The organism is Streptomyces sp. M92 (genome assembly GCF_028473745.1).
Taxonomy (GTDB): domain Bacteria; phylum Actinomycetota; class Actinomycetes; order Streptomycetales; family Streptomycetaceae; genus Streptomyces.
The window spans coordinates 3,509,530-3,527,501 of record NZ_CP101137.1 but is presented as its reverse complement, the minus strand read 5'-3'; the positions used below and the strand labels follow the sequence as shown (position 1 = coordinate 3,527,501).

General features: G+C 71.8%; 18 protein-coding genes and 1 pseudogene. 2 read left to right on the top strand and 17 right to left on the bottom strand.

The annotated features are described in order from the left end of the window. Positions 1 to 14: 14 nt before the first annotated feature. The 15 genes and pseudogenes from dprA to M6G08_RS16035 all read right to left on the bottom strand — a co-directional run bounded on the left by dprA (position 15) and on the right by M6G08_RS16035 (position 11,763). Positions 15 to 1,145: a DNA-processing protein DprA gene (gene dprA / locus M6G08_RS16105; RefSeq protein WP_272591351.1), complete on the bottom strand. Its 1,131-nt coding sequence runs from the start codon at positions 1,143 to 1,145 to the stop codon at positions 15 to 17. A gap of 404 nt (positions 1,146 to 1,549) precedes the next feature. Continuing rightward, complete coding sequence (locus M6G08_RS16100) at positions 1,550 to 3,175, bottom strand: YifB family Mg chelatase-like AAA ATPase (protein WP_272587849.1); 1,626 nt, start codon at positions 3,173 to 3,175, stop codon at positions 1,550 to 1,552. Continuing rightward, the gene (locus M6G08_RS16095; protein ID WP_272587848.1) at positions 3,175 to 3,537 is read right to left on the bottom strand and encodes a YraN family protein; all 363 of its coding nucleotides are present in this window, start codon (positions 3,535 to 3,537) and stop codon (positions 3,175 to 3,177) included. The genes M6G08_RS16100 and M6G08_RS16095 overlap by 1 nt, the downstream gene beginning before the upstream one ends. A gap of 117 nt (positions 3,538 to 3,654) precedes the next feature. Further along, positions 3,655 to 3,963 (bottom strand): DUF2469 domain-containing protein, encoded by a 309-nt coding sequence (locus M6G08_RS16090; protein ID WP_003993268.1) that lies wholly within the window; start codon positions 3,961 to 3,963, stop codon positions 3,655 to 3,657. A 56-nt stretch (positions 3,964 to 4,019) separates the two neighbouring features. After that, a complete protein-coding gene (locus M6G08_RS16085; RefSeq protein ID WP_272587847.1) occupies positions 4,020 to 4,544 on the bottom strand; it encodes an NUDIX hydrolase in 525 nt (174 codons plus the stop codon). Then, a complete protein-coding gene (gene lepB / locus M6G08_RS16080; RefSeq protein WP_272587846.1) occupies positions 4,534 to 5,310 on the bottom strand; it encodes a signal peptidase I in 777 nt (258 codons plus the stop codon). The genes M6G08_RS16085 and lepB (M6G08_RS16080) overlap by 11 nt, the downstream gene beginning before the upstream one ends. 123 nt (positions 5,311 to 5,433) lie before the next feature. After that, complete coding sequence (gene lepB / locus M6G08_RS16075; RefSeq protein ID WP_272587845.1) at positions 5,434 to 6,438, bottom strand: signal peptidase I; 1,005 nt, start codon at positions 6,436 to 6,438, stop codon at positions 5,434 to 5,436. Then, positions 6,332 to 7,411 (bottom strand): annotated as a pseudogene (lepB, locus tag M6G08_RS16070) (signal peptidase I); the annotation flags it as partial. The gene lepB (M6G08_RS16075) and the pseudogene lepB (M6G08_RS16070), both read right to left, overlap by 107 nt. Beyond that, positions 7,404 to 8,204 carry a signal peptidase I gene (gene lepB / locus M6G08_RS16065; protein WP_272587844.1) on the bottom strand — a complete coding sequence of 267 codons (801 nt, stop codon included), beginning with the start codon at positions 8,202 to 8,204 and terminating at the stop codon, positions 7,404 to 7,406. The pseudogene lepB (M6G08_RS16070) and the gene lepB (M6G08_RS16065), both read right to left, overlap by 8 nt. Positions 8,205 to 8,249: 45 nt before the next feature. Beyond that, a complete protein-coding gene (gene rplS / locus M6G08_RS16060; protein WP_007444857.1) occupies positions 8,250 to 8,600 on the bottom strand; it encodes a 50S ribosomal protein L19 in 351 nt (116 codons plus the stop codon). Between the two features lie 136 nt (positions 8,601 to 8,736). Further along, positions 8,737 to 9,570 (bottom strand): tRNA (guanosine(37)-N1)-methyltransferase TrmD, encoded by an 834-nt coding sequence (gene trmD / locus M6G08_RS16055; protein ID WP_272587843.1) that lies wholly within the window; start codon positions 9,568 to 9,570, stop codon positions 8,737 to 8,739. Next, positions 9,570 to 10,136, bottom strand: coding sequence for a ribosome maturation factor RimM (gene rimM, locus M6G08_RS16050; RefSeq protein ID WP_272587842.1), 567 nt, complete (start codon positions 10,134 to 10,136; stop codon positions 9,570 to 9,572). Before rimM ends, trmD begins: the two co-directional genes overlap by 1 nt. A 127-nt stretch (positions 10,137 to 10,263) precedes the next feature. Next, positions 10,264 to 10,503: an RNA-binding protein gene (locus M6G08_RS16045; RefSeq protein WP_004924853.1), complete on the bottom strand. Its 240-nt coding sequence runs from the start codon at positions 10,501 to 10,503 to the stop codon at positions 10,264 to 10,266. 2 nt (positions 10,504 to 10,505) lie between these two features. Further along, positions 10,506 to 10,925, bottom strand: coding sequence for a 30S ribosomal protein S16 (gene rpsP / locus M6G08_RS16040; protein WP_073731582.1), 420 nt, complete (start codon positions 10,923 to 10,925; stop codon positions 10,506 to 10,508). A 241-nt stretch (positions 10,926 to 11,166) separates the two neighbouring features. Next, positions 11,167 to 11,763, bottom strand: coding sequence for a hypothetical protein (locus tag M6G08_RS16035; protein ID WP_043379434.1), 597 nt, complete (start codon positions 11,761 to 11,763; stop codon positions 11,167 to 11,169). Positions 11,764 to 12,447: 684 nt separating this feature from the next. Here M6G08_RS16035 and M6G08_RS16030 point away from each other — a divergent pair. Then, positions 12,448 to 13,362 carry a class I SAM-dependent methyltransferase gene (locus M6G08_RS16030; RefSeq protein ID WP_272587841.1) on the top strand — a complete coding sequence of 305 codons (915 nt, stop codon included), beginning with the start codon at positions 12,448 to 12,450 and terminating at the stop codon, positions 13,360 to 13,362. Between the two features lie 181 nt (positions 13,363 to 13,543). Then, complete coding sequence (locus tag M6G08_RS16025; RefSeq protein WP_272587840.1) at positions 13,544 to 14,152, top strand: hypothetical protein; 609 nt, start codon at positions 13,544 to 13,546, stop codon at positions 14,150 to 14,152. Between the two features lie 71 nt (positions 14,153 to 14,223). Here M6G08_RS16025 and ftsH read toward each other — a convergent pair whose 3' ends face one another. Together ftsH and ffh are read right to left on the bottom strand one after the other, a co-directional pair. Next, positions 14,224 to 16,170: an ATP-dependent zinc metalloprotease FtsH gene (gene ftsH / locus M6G08_RS16020; RefSeq protein WP_272587839.1), complete on the bottom strand. Its 1,947-nt coding sequence runs from the start codon at positions 16,168 to 16,170 to the stop codon at positions 14,224 to 14,226. A 102-nt stretch (positions 16,171 to 16,272) separates the two neighbouring features. Continuing rightward, positions 16,273 to 17,823, bottom strand: coding sequence for a signal recognition particle protein (ffh, locus tag M6G08_RS16015; protein ID WP_272587838.1), 1,551 nt, complete (start codon positions 17,821 to 17,823; stop codon positions 16,273 to 16,275). Between the last annotated feature and the right edge of the window lie 149 nt (positions 17,824 to 17,972).

The window sequence follows — 17,972 nt, the reverse complement described above, 5'->3', positions numbered from 1 at the left end:
CCGAACACGGAGGGTCAGGACGGAGGCCGGGCGCCGCGGACAGAGATCATCGCCTGGCGTGTCAACTTCCAGCCGTCGCCGTGTCGTTCGACGTAACCAAGTGCTCGAAGCTCGTACAGTCTCGCGATCGCGTCGTCCTGTGTGGTCTGGGCCCGGCACGCGACCTCGGCGGCCGTGGCCGCTCCGCGCGCGGGGAGCCCGGCCAGCACCTGACGGGTGCGGGATTCCAGCAGGTCGGTGGGGAGCACCGGTCCGCGCCGGTCCGGGGCCACCTCGCCCATGTCGCCGACCAGTTCCACGACCTCGGCGGCGTCGCCGACGAGCACCGCGTCGCCGCGCAGCAGCTCGTGCACTCCCGCGGACAGCGCGCTGGTGGCCGGTCCGGGCACGCCCATCGTGTGCCGGCCCAGACGCTGGGCGGCCCGCGCGGTGACCAGCGAGCCGCTGCGGTAGGCGGCCTCGACGACCACCGTGCCCCGGGTGAGCGCGGCGATCACGCGGTTGCGCAGGATGAATCTGCTCGGCGTCGGATGATCGCCCGGTGGCAGCTCCCCGACGACCAGGCCCTGTTCCGCGATCCTGGTGATGAGCCTGGCGTGTCCGGGCGGATAGGGGCGGTCGACGCCGCAGGCCAGCACGGCCGCCGTGGCTCCGCCCGCGCCGAGGGCGCCCCGGTGGGCGGCGCCGTCGATTCCGTAGGCGCCCCCGGACACCACGACCCAGCCGCGTTCCGCCAGGCCGGCGGCGAGGGTGGCCGCCATGTGTGCTCCGTACTCGGTGCAGGCGCGGGCGCCCACGACTGCCACCGACCTGAGCGCCCACATCCGCAGACTGGGCCTGCCACGCACCCACAGTCCGAGGGGACGGGCGTCGCCCAGGTCGTCGAGCGGGCCCGGCCACTCGACGGTCCCGGGTGTCACGAACCGCACCCCCGCCGCCCGCGCGACGGCGAGGTCCCGGCGGGGGTCGGCACGTGCCGCCCGGGCGCAGAGGCCGGCCCACCGCTTGGGGCTCACGCCCGGCAGGGGGCGCACACCCTCGCGCAGCCGCCGCACCACGTCGGGGACACCGCGCTCACGCACCCACCGGCCACCGGTCTCGTCCCCGGGTTCGATGACCCTGGTGAGGAAGACGCGACCGAGCAGCTCGTCGTCGTCCGCCCAGGTGCCGCACGCCCCACCGTCGCCCCGGCGCGGCTCCGCACGTTCTTGCGAAGCCTCACGTCCTTGCGGAACGTCGAGGTCCCGCAGGTCCGTCCCTCCACGCAGTGCCGCGTCTCCGCGCGGGCCCTCACGCCCACGCGGGCCCGCACCTCCACCCAGGTCCGTCCCTCCACGCACGTCCGCACCTCCACGCAGTGCCGCGTCTCCACGCACGTCCGCCCGCCCGCACAGATCTTCACTCCCGCGTGCGTCCTCGCCTGCCCTCGCTTCATCCCCTCCCGGCAGGTCGCCTCCCCGCGGGTCTTCCCGCCCGCCCACTGCCTCGCGCCCACGCAGGTCTTCACGTCCGCGCGAGGCCTCAGGACCTCGCGCCTCCCCGCCGCCGTTCACGTCAGCGCCCCCAGGGTCATGGGCACGCCCCGCGGCACTCCCGTGCGCAGTTGCAGCGCCAGTGCGACGTCCCGTGCGTCGGGCCGGTCGTGGCCGACGAGGTCGGCGACGGTCCAGGCGACACGCAGCACCCGGTCGAGGCCCCGGGCGGTGAGCGCGCCCCGCTCCAGGCTGCGCTCGGCCTCCTCCAGCGCACCCGGCGCGGTGTGCCAGCGGCTGCGCAGCTCGCGTCCGGGCACCTCGCTGTTGGACCGCCACGGCGTGCCGTGGAGGCGTACGGCCGCCCGTTCGCGGGCCGCCCGCACCCGGTCGGCGACCGTCGCGGTGGTGTCGCCCCGGGAGCCCTCCCCGGCCAGCTGGCCGCGCGTGAGGCGCTCCACCTCGACCCGCAGATCGACGCGGTCCAGCAGCGGGCCGGACAGCCTGGCCTGGTAGCGGCGGATCGCCGCGGACGGGCACTGGCACAGCTCGTCGTTCCTCGAGAACCGCCCGCACGGGCAGGGATTGGCGGCGAGCACCATCAGGAACCGCGCCGGGAACCGCACCACGCCCGCACTGCGCGCGATGACGACGTGCCCGGACTCCAGCGGCTGCCGCAGGGCGTCGAGGGCCTGGCCGCTGAATTCGGGTGTCTCGTCCAGGAACAGGACGCCCCGGTGTGCCAGGGAGACGGCTCCCGGCCGTGCCATGCCGGGGCCGCCCCCGACCAGGGCCTGCATCGTGGCGGAGTGGTGCGGTGCGCAGTAGGGGGCCACGTCGATCAGGGGTTTGCCCGGCGGCAGCAGTCCCGCGACCGAGTGCACGGCGGTGACCTCCAGCGACTCCGTCCGGTGGAGCCGGGGCAGGATGGCCGGCAGGCGCTCGGCGAGCATGGTCTTGCCGGCGCCCGGCGGCCCCTCCAGGAACAGGTTGTGTCCGCCGGCCGCGGCGACCTCCACCGCCGTGCGCGCCGAGTCCTGGCCCACGACGTCGGCCAGGTCGCGGCCGTTCTCGCACTGCGCCGTGCCCATGCTGTGCGTCCCGGTGGCGGCGCCGGTGCCGGGCATGCGCAGGCCCGCCAGGAGCGGGTCGGGCCGGCCCTGCTGGTCCTGTGCCTCCTCCGGCACGGGCTCGTCGGCGAGGACGGCGATCAGCTGGCGCAGGCTGCGCACGCCGAGCACCGAGACGCCGGGCACCAAGGACGCCTCGGCGGCGGCGCACTCGGGCACGACGACCTGCTCGTAGCCGGCCTCCGCCGCGGCCAGGACCGCCGGGAGGATGCCGCGCACCGGCCGTACCCGTCCGTCCAGGCCCAGCTCGCCGATCATCACGATGTCGGCGAGCACACGGGGATCGATCCGCTCGGCGGCGCCGAGGACGGCCGCGGCGACCGCCATGTCGAAGCCGCTGCCGCTCTTCGGCACCGACGCCGGGCTGAGGCCCACCGTCAGCTTCTTCTGCGGCCACTCGGCGCCCGAGTTCACGACCGCGGCCCGCACCCGGTCCCGGCTCTCGGTCAGGCTCTTGTCCGGCAGCCCCACCAGCGTGAACGCCGCCACGCCCGGCTCCAGGTCGGCCTGGACCTCGACGACCACGCCCTCGACGCCGACGAGCGCCACGGAGCACGTACGCGCGAATCCCATCACGCCACCCCCCGGGCGTGCTCGACCACCGGGGCCCCGCGCTGCGGGAGGAGCACCCCGATCAGGTCGATGCGGACGCCGCCGGGCGGAGCCCCTCCGTGGGTCTGGATCCAGCGTTCGGCGAGCCGCCGCAGCCGGTCCGCCTTCTCCGGGGTCACCGCGGCCATCGGATGCTCGAAGGAGCCGTCCCTGCGTGTCTTGACCTCGCAGACGACCAGGACGTCCCCGTCCCGGGCGACGATGTCGATCTCGCCGGTCCGGCCACAGCGCCAGTTGCGCTCCAGGACCGTCATGCCGGCCCCGGTCAGCCGGCGGGCGGCGAGCGTCTCGCCGTACTTGCCCATCGCACCTCGTGCGTTCATGTCGGCACCACCTCCGGCGCCAACGATGAGGGCAGCTCGGCGAGCTATTGGATCTTGGTGGACGGTCGGACGACTGTGGACAACCTTGCCACCCACACGGGTGGCAAGCGCGGATCGTCAGCCGCTGGGAAGTTCGAGGTCGCTCTTGTTGAGCTCCTCGATGTTCACGTCCTTGAACGTCAGGACGCGCACCTGTTTCACGAACCGGGCCGGGCGGTACATGTCCCACACCCAGGCGTCGGCCATGGACACCTCGAAGAAGACCTCTCCCTGGACCGAGTGCACCTGCATCTCGTAGTCGTTGGTGAGGTAGAAACGCCGCTCGGTCTCGATCACGTATTTGAACAGACCGACGACATCGCGGTACTCCCGGTAGAGCTTGAGCTCCATCTCGGTCTCGTACTTCTCGAGGTCCTCGGCGCTCATGGCATGTTCCCCTTCAGCCGTGCGGTCCCACCATTGTGCGCCAGTCCCGTGAGCCCCTAGACGATTTCCGTGTCCAGGGTCACCGGCCCGGCGGGGGGACCTTCGTCGAGCAGCTCGCGCAGCAGCTCGGCGAGTCTGGTCGGATACACCGTCTCATGTGCCCGGGTCAGTTCCCGACACGTCCACCAGCGCGCTCCGGCGACGCTGCGCCGCTCCAGTTCGGTCAGCCCGAGGGCCTGGGTCGCGGTCTGCTTCGTCCGGGCCAGGTAGTACCACTCGTCCTGGTCCCAGCGGCGGCCCGCGAAGGGGAAGGAGCATCTGCGCCGCCACAGCACCGGGCCGAGCTCGATGTCGGTGATGCCGGTCTCCTCCGCGAGCTCCCGCCGTGCGGCCTCCTCACGGGTCTCCTCGCCCTCCACACCGCCGCCCGGGGTGAACCACCAGTCGTCGGCCGGGTCGTCGGGTTCGTGCCCGTGCAGGAGCAGGATGCGGTCCTCGGGGTCGAGCAGCACCACCCGGGCGACCCTGCGCAGTCCGCCCTCGTAGGTGTCCTGACCGGCCGGTGTCGTCTCAGCGGCCACCGGTGCTCCCCGTCGCGGTCCGGGAGCGGGCGGCTGCGGCCCGCTTGGCGACGGGCCCGTACGCGGCACCGCCGAGGATCAGTACCGCGCCGGCGACGATCAGCCCGACCACTGTCCTGAGCGGACCGGGCGAGGAGAGGCCGCCCAGCGTCTCGAAGCCGGCCGGACGTTCCAGCATGCCGTTCATGGGCCAGACCACGGCGTCGACGCGGGCGTCCACGTTGGCGCGCGACACGGTGCCGCCGGCGGTGTCGGTGAGGTGGGCGGTGGAGTCCACGGAGGTGCCCCGCTCGTCACCGAGCAGGAACAGGCGGCCCTCGGGAACGGTCACGGTGGGGAAGCCGCTGTTCTCGGCCGGCGTACCGGCGGCCAGGTACGGCTCGTCGATCACCTTGCCGTTGACCTTGAGCTTGCCCTCCTGGCAGCAGGAGACGGTGTCCCCGCCGACGGCGACGACCCGCTTGACCATCGGGGCGTTGGCCCAGGTCGCGTCCTTGAAGACGACGACGTCACCGCGCCGTACGTCGGCGCCGTCGATGCGCTGCGCCAGCACCCGGTCACCGGCGTCGATGCTGGGCGACATGGAGCCGGTCGGCACGGTGTAGGGGCGGTAGACCACCGCTCCCCAGGCGAAGCCCCCGAGGAACAGCACCAGACCGAGCGCCACGGCGAGGCCGGACAGCCGCTGTCCGGTCCGGCCGCCCACCGGGCCCTTGCCACCGCCGCCGCCTCGCGGGGCCGTACGTGTCGTGCTCTCGCCACCCATGAAGCCGCACCTTACCCGGCGGTACCGGAACGGGGCAGCCCCTCCTGGAGCCCGGAAGGGGCCGCTCTCGCCGGGGTGACGGCCGTCGGCGGCCGCGGTGACGGGCGTAGGGATCGAGGCGGCTCAGCGGGTCTCGGCGGCGGCGATGCGCCTGCGGCGCCACCAGACGACCGGAACGACCCCGGCGACCGCCAGGCCCTGGGGCGCGACGGACAGCGCGGCGGCGGCCGAGCGGGCCTGCGGGCCACCGGCCTGCAGACCGTCCTGGTCGAAGGTGTCCGGGACCGGGAGGGTGTCCCAGCGGTTCATCGGCCAGGCGATCACGATGGCGCGGCCGACGACCTCCTTCACCGGGACCATGCCGCCGTGCTCGTCGGACTGGTTGTAGCGGGAGTCCCGGGAGTTCTGCCGGTGGTCGCCCATGACCCAGATGTGGCCCTCGGGGACCTTCACCTTGAACTGGCCGCCCTGGTCGTCGACGCTGCACGGCGTGTTGCCGGGGTAGACGTACGACTCCTCGTTCAGCGCCACGCCGTTCACCTTGACCGGGCCGGTGCCCTCGCACTCGACGGTGTCGCCGCCGACCCCGATGACACGCTTGATCAGGTCCTTCTCGTCGGCGGACGGCATCAGGCCGATCCAGCTGAGGACCGTCTGCAGTGCGTTCGGGTCGGGCGTCGGCTCACCGGCCAGCCAGTCGTCCGGGTCGTGGAAGACGACGATCTCGCCGCGCTCGGGTTCCGAGCCGAACCAGGGGGTGAGCTTGTCGACCAGGACGCGGTCATTGATCGTGAGCGTGTTCTGCATCGAGGCGGACGGGATGGAGAACGCCTGCACCAGGAAGGTCTTGATCAGCAGCGCGAGCACCAGCGCGATGCCGATCAGGATCGGCAGCTCCTTCCAGAAGGAGCGCGGCTTCTTGGCCGCCTTGGCCCTGGGTGGCGGCGTTCCGCCCACGCCCTCGCCCTCGGTCCCGTTCTGTTCGTCCGTCACCCTGCCGTCCTCGGTCCCGGAGTCGTGCCCGGAGGCCGGGGCGCCGTCCGGGGCCGGGCCGGCCGCTTCCACGGGGTGTCCGCGGTTCTCCTCGCCGTCGTGTCCGGACCGTGCGCCAACCGCCACATCCCCCACGCCAACTCCTCACTCTCTGCCACCGCCTGCGCCGCACACGGTGCAGGCCCACCACTCCCATAACGAGCGGGAGTTCCGCAGGGGTCGGGAGTTGAATCATCGCGTTCGGATCGTAGGGGGCAACCCTATGCGACAGCCCGGTGGCGGTGGTCGAGGCGGTGGCCGAGTCGGACACGGACGCATACGTTTTCGGTTCGTCCAGGGTCGTCCAGTGGCCGAACGGCCAGGCGATCACCATGGCCCGCCCCACCACCTCGTCCTCGGACACCGTGCCGAAGTCGGTGTCCTGGTGCGCGCGGGAGTCGGCGGAGTTGGATCGGTGGTCGCCCATCACCCACAGCCGGCCCTCGGGGACCGTGACGTCGAAGGGCGTCCTGGAGGGGACGTCGCCGGGGTACAGGTAGTCCTCGTTCAGGGGAACCCCGTTCACTGTGACGCGTCCCTGGGTGTCACAGCACTTGACCCGGTCCCCGCCCACGCCGACGACTCGCTTGATGAGGTCCTTCTCGTCGTCCGAGGGCAGCAGGCCGATGAAGGCGAGGCCTTCCTTGACCTGCTTGACGACGACGGGGTCGTCCTTCTTGGCGGTCTGCTCGCCCTGGAGCCAGCCGCCGGGGTCGCGGAAGACCACGACGTCGCCGCGCTGCGGCTCGGAGCCGAACCAGGGGGTGAGTTTGTCCACCAGGACCCGGTCACCGATCCGGATGGTCTGCTCCATGGAGCCGGACGGGATCACGAACGCCTGGACGAGGAAGGTCTTCAGCACCAGCGCTATCAGGACGGCCACGCCGATGAGGAGGGGTATCTCCTTGACCGCGCCGCGCCTGCGGCGCCGCTTGACCTTGCGCTGCAGCTTGCGCCGCTCAGCGCGGGACCGGCCGCCCGACGGCGGGCCGGTGCGCCGTGAACCGGTGGGCAGCAGGTTCTCCGTGGGGCTGCTGGGCGCCCCGCGCGGTTTCCCCCGGCTACCCATCGGCGCCCTCGGACCGGCGCGCACCGCCGGACGCTGTGCCGGAGGCGGCACCGGACGTGCCGCCGGAGGTGCCATCCGCCGCTTCCCCCGCCTCCGCGTCCGGCACGCGCGCGTAGGCGTCGGGTCGGTCGAGGTGGGTGGCGTGGCCGAAGGGCCAGACGATCCAGTCGGCGCGGCCAATGACCTCGTCGACGGGGACCATGCCGCCGCCCGGCGAACCCAGGTGGTCGCGGGAGTCGCTGGAGGCGGAGCGGTGGTCGCCCAGGACGAGCAGGGTGCCGTCGGGGACGACGACGTCGAAGGGCACCGTGGACGGACGGTCGCCGGGGTACAGGAACGCCGATTCGTCGGCCGACTGGCCGTTCACCTGGACCCTCCCCTCCCTGTCGCAGCACACCACGTGGTCCCCGCCCACACCGACGACGCGTTTGATGTAGTCGCCGGGCCCGAAGAGCCCGGTGCCGTCGAAGACGACGATGTCGCCCCGCCGCGGCCCGTCACCGAAACGGTACGCCAACTTGTTTACGAGAACCCGGTCCCCGATCCTCAATCCGCGCTCCATGGATCCGCTGGGGATCTGGAAGGGCTGGAGCACGAAGGTGCTGAACAGCAGCAGGAACATCAGCAGTCCGAGCACGGCCACGGTGATCCGGCCGCCCGGCACCCACTGCGTGATCCACCCCGTCAACGCGGAACGCGACCGTTCCTCCGGGCCCTCCGGGTCCGAGGGCTGCTCGGAGTCGGAGGGGTGGGAGGAGCGGTCGCGCTCCGTGTGCTGTGCTTCGGTGTCCATCGGGGCCAGATGCTATCCGGCCCCGGCGCGGACCTCGGAGGGCGCTCAGCTCTCGCGCTTCTCCTTGATCTTCGCGGCCTTGCCGCGCAGCTCGCGCAGGTAGTACAGCTTGGCACGGCGGACGTCGCCCTTGGTGACGAGCTCGATCTTCTCCACGATCGGGGTGTGCACCGGGAAGGTGCGCTCGACGCCGACGGAGAAGGAGACCTTGCGGACCGTGAAGGTCTCGCGCACGCCGGCACCCTGGCGGCGGATGACGACGCCCTTGAACTGCTGCACACGGGAGCGGTTGCCCTCGATGACGCGCACGTGGACGTTGACGGTGTCGCCGGGGCGGAAGGCCGGGACGTCGCTGCGCAGCGACGCGGCGTCGACGGAGTCGAGCAGGTGAGACATTTCGTCTGCTTTCTTCGCTGATGCCACAGGTCATCAACGGAAACTAGGTGTTTCGGAATCAGGGTCGTGCGGGTCGGGACGGGCGTCGTCTCCCCCTGTGGCAGGGGCGCGCTCCGGACGGACGCACAACAGCCGCCTATTCTTCCATGCCCGGGACCCTGCGCCAAAATCGGCCGTACGGCTCCCCCTCCGGGTCGGGTTCCCAGCCCAGGATGGAGAGCATCTCGCGGTCCTTCTTGTCGAAGGCCGCGGGCTCGCACCGCTCGATCAGGTCGGGCCGGTTGGCCGTGGTGCGCCGCAGGGCCTCGTCCCGGCGCCAGCGGGCGATCTTCCCGTGGTGGCCGCTGAGCAGTACGTCCGGGATGCCGCGCCCGCGCCACTGCGGCGGCTTCGTGTGGACGGGCCCCTCCAGCAGGCCGGCCATGGCACCGGGGGCGAAGGAGTCGTCGCGGTGGGACTCGGCGTTGCCCAGGACGCCGGGCAGCAGCCGCGCCACGGCCTCGGTGACGACCAGGACTGCCGCCTCGCCGCCGGCCAGGACGTAGTCGCCGATGGACACCTCGTAAACCGGCATCCGGGTCGCGTACTCGTCGATCACGCGGCGGTCGATGCCCTCGTAGCGGGCCGGGGTGAAGATCAGCCAGGGCCGTTCGGAGAGGTGGACGGCGAGCTCCTGGGTGAAGGGCCGGCCGCTGGGCGTGGGCACGATGAGGGCGGGCTCGCCGGAGCCCGTCTCGTAACCGTCGGCCAGGACGGCGTCCAGCGCGTCGCCCCAGGGCTCGGTCTTCATCACCATGCCGGGCCCGCCGCCGTACGGGGTGTCGTCGACGGTGTTGTGCCGGTCGTACGTCCAGTCGCGGAGGTCGTGCACGTGGACGTTCAGCTGTCCGCGCGCGCGTGCCTTGCCGACCAGGGAGACGTTCAGCGGTTCCAGGTACTCGGGGAAGATCGTGACGACGTCGAGCCGCATTACGCCTCTTCTCCGGAGGCGTCCTGCGAGGCGTCACGCGAGGAGGCGACCTCCGCGCGGTCGTCGATCAGTCCGGGCGGCGGATCGATCACCGCACGCTGCTCGTCCAGGTCGATCCCGGTGACGATCTCGGAGACGAACGGCACGTAGACCTCGCTGCCGTCGGGGCGCTCCACCACGAAGAGGTCCTGCGTGGGCAGGTGGGAGATCTCGGTGATCCGGCCGACCTCGTCGCCGTCCTCGGTCACCACGTCGAGGTCGATCAGCTGGTGGTCGTAGTACTCGTCCTCGTCCTCGGGACGCTCGTCCGGGTCGACGTCGGCGATCAGGAGGGTGTTGCGCAGCGCCTCGGCGCCGGTGCGGTCGTGGACGCCGGCGAAGCGCAGCAGGAGGCGTCCGCTGTGCACCCGGCCGGTCTCGATGGTGAGCGGCCCGGCGGAGGCGGGGTCGGTGGCCAGGACGGCGCCGGGCCCGAGCCGCAGCTCCGGCTCGTCGGTGCGGACCTCGACGGTGACCTCGCCCTTGATCCCGTGGGCGCGGCCGATGCGCGCGACTACCAGCTGCACTGTGCTTGATCTCCTGTCGGAACTGCGGCGAGCCGTACGGGGCTACTGCCGTACGGGGCTCACAACGACTGCGGGCCGGGGACGGCCCAGTGGCCCTCCCCGGCCCGAGCCGGTGCTGCGTTCGGCGTCAGCGGACGTGGTCCACGTCGACGAGGTCGACGCGGATGCCCCGGCCGCCGATGGCGCCCACGACGGTGCGCAGAGCGCGTGCGGTGCGGCCGTTGCGGCCGATCACCTTGCCGAGGTCGTCGGGGTGGACCCGGACCTCGAGCACCCGCCCGCGGCGCAGGTTGCGCGAGGCGACCTGCACATCGTCAGGGTTGTCGACGATGCCCTTCACGAGGTGCTCGAGAGCCTCCTCGAGCATGCTCAGGCCTCGGTCGACTCGGACTCGGCCGGGGCCTCGTCCTTCTTCTCGGCCTTCTTCTTCTGGGTGATCGCCTCACCCTTGCCCTCGTCGTCGCCACCGAGCGCCTCGAAGGACGGACGGGCCGACTTCTCGGCCGGCTGCAGCAGCGGCGCCGGGGCGGGCTCGCCCTTGAACTTCTGCCAGTCGCCGGTCTTCTTCAGGATGGCGAGCACGGGCTCGGTCGGCTGGGCGCCGACGGAGAGCCAGTACGCCACGCGCTCGGCGTCGACCTCCATCACCGACGGGTTGTACGTCGGGTGGTACTTGCCGATCTCCTCGATGGCCCGGCCGTCACGGCGGGTACGGGAGTCGGCGACGACGATGCGGTAGTGAGGCGAACGGATCTTGCCCAGACGCTTCAGCTTGATCTTGACTGCCACGGGAGTGGGTTCTCCTGGATTTGACGTGGGTGGGCACGGCGGGAAGGCCGCGTGGGGTTGCGGTACCCGAGTGCCCGATGGACGCGTCAGCCGGAGGAGAGAGGGGTCCTGTGCGACTGTCGAGTACAGCTAGCCATTGTGCCACACACGGGCGGACCCTTCGGACCGAGGGCGGACCGGGGCGGACGGGGCGGGCCGGGGGCGCCGCGCCCGGATCCGGCTGCCACGAGCAGCCGGATCCTCAGCCCGCCGCCGCGCCGACCACCTCCGGGATCCGGAACGGCTTGCCGCAGCCACCGCACATGATCGGGGCCTGCGCCAGGACCGACGGGACGACCCGTACATTGCGTCCGCAGTCGCAGACCGCCTTCACGCGCACCCCTCCCCCGGAGGAGCCGTGGCGGGCGGCCGGTCCGCGGAAACTGCGGGCCGAGTCGGTCGCGGTCGCGGCGGTGTGGGCTTTCAGGGCGCGCTGGAGGCGCTCGATCGTCGGACGGTAGCGGCGCTTCGCCTCGGGAGAGAGCGTGACCAGCGAGAAGCCACTGCTGGGATGCGGCTCCTCGGGGTGGTCGAGGCCCAGCTCCTCGGCGATCGCAAGGAATCGACGGTTGTGATAGCGCCCCGCGCGGGAGGTGTCGCGTACTCCGCGCGCGGCGGCGATGCCGTGGACTGCCTCATGGAGCAGTCGCTCGAAAGAGAGCTCGTGCCCGCAGGCGGACGACGACTCTCCGATCAGGGACTCGGGCGCGGCAAGATCCGGCAGCTCGGTGTGGTGCCGCTGAATGTCGGCCCACGCCTGCGCCAGCTCTGCGGCGAGAACAGGTGGTGTCGTGCTCACGTAATGACAACGAGCCGGGGTGCCGCTGTGTTCCTATTCCGGGGCATCCCAAATAATTTGCACGTACCCGTCAGTTGCCGCTGATGCGTCGCGACGAGGGCGGGTGCGCTGATCTGCGGAGAAGCCTCACAGCTCGTCACAAGCTGGTGCGTAGTCCGACGTACGCGCCGGCGCGTAGGCCCCGTCCACGCGCCGGGTTGCGTGAGGCTCGCGGATGCGCAAGAGGCGTTTTCGGCCGCGGTCGAACCGGAGGGGCGCCACCCGATCGGGCGCATCGCGGGACGCGTCGACGGGAGCGAGGTTACCGGGTGTGCCACCGGTGTGCGGCACCGCCCCTCCCCGGGCCGCTCCGCCTCCGGGCCGGGTGTTCGCCGGGCCCGCCGACCTTGGCCGGAACCGCCTCGTCGGCACGGCCGCCACCCGCAGTCATCACCGAGGGACGCCTTCCGGCCAACCGCCCGAGGCGTCGAACCGGGGCTACCCGGAGTACCGCACGGCCAGGCCCACGTTGCCGGGAAGTGAAATCTCGCCACTGCGGCGGAGATCGGGCAAACCGGCCGCCGCTACCACTGGACGCCACGGCGAGCCCGGAGTTTCCTGGCATACGGGGGGAGTGCGAGCGCACTGCACGGGGGCCATGGAATCGGGCACGGCGGCAACACTCGGCGATTGGGGCGCTTTCCTATGACACCTACGCTCGTGCGGCAGCACTCATCTCACGCGGGGGCGATGCCCGGCGTGGACCTGCGTGCACGCGCGCGTGACTGGTCCGAGATACAGGAGCGGATGCTCGTACCGCTCTACGAGGCCGTCTACGAGCGACTGGACGTGGGCGGCGGCACACGCGTGCTGGGGCTGGGCTGCGGCTCCGGACTGGCCCTGCTGATGGCCGCCTCGCGGGGCGCCTCGGTGACCGGGGTGGACTCCCGTTTCCCGGAGCGGCTGGACCTGGCGCGGCGGCGGCTGCTTACCGAGGCGCCCGACGCGCCCGGCGCGCGGGACGCACGCGCGCGTGCCGACGACGTACGGGCGCGCGCCCACTCGGTACGCGCGGACGCGGTACGGCTCGTCGAGGGGACCCCGCGGGACGCGGCGGACCCGTCACAGCCGGCGTTCGACCTGGTGACCGCCTTCGAGCCCATCGGGTGCCTCGCGGGCGACTCGGACGGGCTCGCCGAACTGCTCGCCCGGGCCACGCCCCTCGCCGCGCGGGGAGCGGCCGTCGTGCTGGCCGGCTGGGGCCCGCCGGAGCGGTGCGCCACGACGTCGGTGCTGCGGGTGGCCACCAAGCTCGCGGACCCGTTGCGCAGCGCGGGCAGCTGGCGTCCCGCTCTCCGTGACGACCTGGAGGAGGTCGCCCAGCGGGCCGGGCTCAGGCCGGACGGCTCGGGACGGGTGGCATGCCCCTTCGGCTACGCCGACACCGGCAGCGCGGTGCGCGGCCTGCTGTCGACCGGCCTGTTCGACGCGGCGATCGCGGCGACCGACCAGGAACAGGTCGACAAGGAGCTGACCGAGGCCCTGCATCCGCACCAGCGGCCGGACGGGACCGTGTGGATGCCGAACGTGTTTCGGTACCTGATCGCCCGGATTCCCTGACGACCGGTTCCGACCGGGCGGGAACGGTACCTGAGCGGCTTCTTCTGACTCAGGTGCGATGCAGGTGTGAATGGTGTGAAGATGCCGGTTCAGGCCCTCACTCCCTCCACCAGGCGGATCTCGGGCCTTTAGTCTGATCCACCGTTCGGGGGAAAGACACATCTGCATACAGGAGCCTGTAGTGCCGCACCACAAGACCGCGCTGCGCCTCGCCGCGCCCGTCGCCGTCCTTGCCCTGGCCCTCACCGCGTGCGGGGGCGGAGACGACGGCGACGCCGACGCGAAGGGCAAGGGCTCGTCGAGCCCCGAGGCGTCCGCCTCTCCGTCCGAGGCGGCCTCGGGCGGCGACCTGGCGACCGGCGAGAGCGCGACGGGGCAGGTCGCGGAGGACCCGGGCGAGGTCACCTACGAGATCGTGGCGCAGAAGGTCGACGTCGGTACCGAGGCGGAGGCCGCCAAGGCGGTGGCGGACGCCGCGGACGCCAAGGGCAAGGTGCTGGCCACCGCGCACGTCAAGTACACCCACAAGAGCGGCCCGGCCCTCACCGACGGCTCCAGCGTGCACGACGGCACCACGGTCTTCGCCGACGGACAGCGCGGCGGCGTCCTCATCGGCGCCTCCGAGGACGCCCCGGGCTGCGAGGACCCGTACGACGTGGACAGCTGGAAGCAGGGCGAGAGCCACGTCTTCTGCGAGACCTACGTGATCCCCGCGGGCGCCACGAGCGTCGAGGTCCACTGGGAGGAAGAGGACGGCGAGCCCTACGTCTGGAAGTTCCCGCAGAAGTAGGCACCCGCGCGGAGGCGCTCACGGAAGTGGGCCTCTGCGCGCAGACGCGTCAGGAGGGAGCCGGACGGTGATCAGGCCTCCGGCCCCTCCTTCGTCAGCCGGGTGATCCCGGCGATCCGGTAGGCGTCCGCCTCGTCCAGCGTCTCGCTCGCGAGCAGTGCCTCGGCGAGGGCGTCGAGCTGCCCGCGGTGGTCGCGCAGCTTGTGCACGGCCTCCGCGTAGCACTCGTCGACGACCCGCCGCATCTCGCCGTCGATGGCGTCCAGCGTCGCCGGGGCGGCGGCGAGCCCGTACGCCTGCTGGGCGTCGCCGGGCAACGCGGAGAGCCGGCCGACCTGCCGGCTCATCCCCCAGCGGCCCACCATGCCGCGCGCGATCCGCGTGACCTGCTCGAGGTCGCTCTCCGAACCGGTCGTGATCACGTCGTACACCACCTGCTCGGCCGCCATCCCGCCGAGCGCGCCGATGATCCGCCCGCGCAGGTACTCCTCGGTGTACGCGTACTTGTCCGCGTCCGGCGTCGACAGCGTCACGCCCAGCGCCCGGCCGCGCGGCACGATGGTGATCTTGCGAACGGGGTCGGCGCCCGGCTGCAGCATCCCCAGCAGGGCGTGCCCGCTCTCGTGGTAGGCGGTGCGCCGCCGCTCCTCCTCGGGCATCACCAGGGGACGTTCGGCGCCGAGCTGGACCTTCTCCAGGGCCTCGGAGAGGTTCGCCTGCGTCACCCGGTCCTGCTTCCGCTTGACGGCGATCAGCGCGGCCTCGTTGGCGAGGTTGGCCAGTTCGGCGCCCGTCATGCCCGGGGTCGTGCGGGCCACCTGGGCGAGGTCGACGTCGGGGGCGAGCGGGATCTCGCGGGTGTGGATCTCCAGGATCGCCTTCCGTCCGCCCCGGTCCGGCGGCGAGACGCTGACCACCCGGTCGAAGCGGCCCGGACGGGTCAGGGCGGCGTCGAGGATGTCGGCCCGGTTGGTGGCGGCGATGACGATCACGCCCTCGGCGCCGGAGAAGCCGTCCATCTCAGTGAGGATCTGGTTCAGGGTCTGCTCGCGCTCGTCGTGGCCGCCCATGCCGGAGCCGCCGCCACGGGCCCGGCCGATGGTGTCGATCTCGTCGATGAAGATGATCGACGGCGCCACCTTGCGGGCCTCGGCGAACAGCTCCCGCACCCGGGAGGCCCCCACGCCCACGATCATCTCGATGAACTCGGACGCGGACGCCGAGAAGAACGGCACCCCCGCCTCGCCGGCCACCGCGCGCGCCAGCAGCGTCTTCCCGGTGCCGGGCGGCCCGGACAGCAGGACACCCCGGGGCATCTTGGCGCCCATGCGGCGGTAGGCGCCGGGGTTCTTCAGGAAGTCGACGACATCGCTGAGCTCGCCCTCCACCTCGTCGATCCCGGCGACGTCCGCGAAGGTGGTGCGCTGCCTGCCGGGCTCCAGCTCGACCGGCTTGGGCGGCTCCTTGCGGCCGAGCATGCCGCCCGCCCCGCCGCCGAGGGCACCCCGCATCCGCCGGGCGATGAAGATCCACAGCACCACCAGGAGCAGCATCGGCGCCAGCGCGATCAGCAGGTTGACCAGGAAGCTGCGCTGCTGGACGACCGGTTCGGCGGTGACGGTGACATTGTGCTCGGTCAGCTCGCCCCAGAGCCGGTCGTCGGCGAAAGTAGGCCGTTCCGTCGTGAACTTGGTGTACGTCCCGTCGCCCTCGGGATTGTCCCGGGCCTTCTTCAGCTGGCCCTGGATCGCGTCGCCCTTGGCGTAGATCTTGCTGACGTTGCCCGCGTCGACCTGCTTGCTGAACTCCGTGTAGGAGATCGTCGGCTCGTCACCCTCGTTGAAGAAGGAGAGCACCAGGTTGGCGATGAGGTAGACGACGAGCGCGGCCAGGACCAGGTTCCACCAGCCGCCGCGCATCCTCCTGCCGCCGGAGGGCGGCTTCTCGGGCTCGTCGGGCGTGCCCTCGGTGCGCCAGGGCGGCTCGGGGGCCTTGCGCGGCGGGGACGGATTGGTCATACCGGGACGTTACGACAGGAAAGCCACGCGGGCATGCGGGTGCACGGCCCGGGGGCGCCCCCTCCGAGAAGGGGCGCCCCCAGGGACGTACGGACGAGGGCGTCAGCCCATGAACTTCTTGAACTCGTCCGGGAGCTCGAAGTCCTTGCCACCCTGCTGCGGCAGGCCGAACGCACCCCCGCCCTGCGCGGCGGCGGCGCGGCGGGCGGCCTCCTCCTGCTCCTGCTGCTTGCGCTTCATCGGGTTTCCGGAGCGCTGCTTGCCCTTGGCCTTCTTCTGCTGCTTCTTCTGCCGACCGGGGCCGCCACCCATGCCGGGCATCCCCGGCATACCGGGCATGCCGCCGCCCTGGGCCATGCGGGACATCATCTTGCGGGCCTCGAAGAACCGCTCGACAAGCGACTTGACCGCGCTGACGTCGACACCGGAACCCTTGGCGATACGGGCGCGGCGCGAGCCGTTGATGATCGTGGGCTCCTGGCGCTCGGCCGGGGTCATCGACTTGATGATGGCGGCCGTGCGGTCGACGTCGCGCTCGTCGAGGTTGTTGATCTGGTCCTTCATCTGGCCCATGCCGGGCAGCATGCCGAGCAGCTTGCTGATGCTGCCCATTTTCCGGACCTGCTCCATCTGGGCCAGGAAGTCGTCCAGGGTGAAGTCCTGGCCCTTCTTGGACGCCAGCTTGGAGGCCATCTTCTCGGCCTCTTCCTGGCTGAACGTCTTCTCCGCCTGCTCGATCAGGGTGAGCAGGTCACCCATGTCGAGGATGCGGGAGGCCATCCGGTCAGGGTGGAAGGCGTCGAAGTCCGTGAGCTTCTCGCCGTTGGACGCGAACATGATCGGCTTGCCGGTCACCGAGGCGATCGACAGGGCCGCACCACCGCGGGCGTCACCGTCGAGCTTGGACAGCACCACGCCGTCGAAGCCGACGCCGTCGCGGAAGGCCTCGGCGGTGTTGACCGCGTCCTGACCGATCATCGCGTCGACGACGAAGAGGATCTCGTCGGGGCTGACCGCGTCGCGGATGTCCGCGGCCTGCTGCATCAGCTCCTGGTCGATGCCCAGGCGGCCGGCGGTGTCGACGATGACCAGGTCGTGGACCTTGGACTTGGCGAACTCGATGGAGTCCTTGGCGACCTTGACCGGGTCGCCCACGCCGTTGCCCGGCTCGGGCGCGTAGACCGCGACGCCGGCGCGCTCGGCGACGACGCTCAGCTGGTTGACGGCGTTGGGGCGCTGGAGGTCGCAGGCGACCAGCAGCGGCGAGTGGCCCTGCTCCTTGAGCCACCGGCCCAGCTTGCCCGCGAGGGTGGTCTTACCGGCGCCCTGGAGACCGGCCAGCATGATCACGGTCGGCGGCTGCTTGGCGAAGCGCAGGCGGCGGGTCTCGCCGCCGAGGATGCCCACCAGCTCCTCGTTGACGATCTTGAGGACCTGCTGGGCCGGATTGAGCGCCTTGGAGACCTCGGCGCCCAGGGAACGCTCCTTGACCTTCTTGATGAAGGCACGGACGACGGGCAGGGCGACGTCGGCCTCGAGGAGCGCGATGCGGATCTCGCGGGCCGTGGCGTCGATGTCCGCCTCGGTCAGCCGTCCTTTGCCCCGGAGGGATTTGAAGGTGGCTGACAGGCGGTCGGAGAGAGTATCGAACACGGCGGCGTAGGTCCTCGCGTCGGCGTTGGTGTGGGTCGCCCTCCAGGGTATCCGGCCCGGCAAGCAAATCGTCCCTGCCCGCTGCAGAGAGCGGACAGGGACGGATCCCCGCAGGGGCGGGGGGCACATCCAAACGCACGAGCCGACCA

Bases quoted from the DNA above. Each gene is read 5' to 3' on its own strand.
- trmD (WP_272587843.1), bottom strand. From the start codon at position 9,570: ATGCGGCTCGACGTCGTCACGATCTTCCCCGAGTACCTGGAACCGCTG.
- M6G08_RS16030 (WP_272587841.1), top strand. From the start codon at position 12,448: ATGACACCTACGCTCGTGCGGCAGCACTCATCTCACGCGGGGGCGATG.
- M6G08_RS16090 (WP_003993268.1), bottom strand. From the start codon at position 3,963: ATGAGCGCCGAGGACCTCGAGAAGTACGAGACCGAGATGGAGCTCAAG.
- ftsH (WP_272587839.1), bottom strand. From the start codon at position 16,170: ATGACCAATCCGTCCCCGCCGCGCAAGGCCCCCGAGCCGCCCTGGCGC.
- rplS (WP_007444857.1), bottom strand. From the start codon at position 8,600: ATGTCTCACCTGCTCGACTCCGTCGACGCCGCGTCGCTGCGCAGCGAC.
- M6G08_RS16100 (WP_272587849.1), bottom strand. From the start codon at position 3,175: ATGGGATTCGCGCGTACGTGCTCCGTGGCGCTCGTCGGCGTCGAGGGC.
- lepB (WP_272587844.1), bottom strand. From the start codon at position 8,204: ATGGACACCGAAGCACAGCACACGGAGCGCGACCGCTCCTCCCACCCC.
- M6G08_RS16045 (WP_004924853.1), bottom strand. From the start codon at position 10,503: ATGCTCGAGGAGGCTCTCGAGCACCTCGTGAAGGGCATCGTCGACAAC.
- lepB (WP_272587846.1), bottom strand. From the start codon at position 5,310: ATGGGTGGCGAGAGCACGACACGTACGGCCCCGCGAGGCGGCGGCGGT.
- M6G08_RS16095 (WP_272587848.1), bottom strand. From the start codon at position 3,537: ATGAACGCACGAGGTGCGATGGGCAAGTACGGCGAGACGCTCGCCGCC.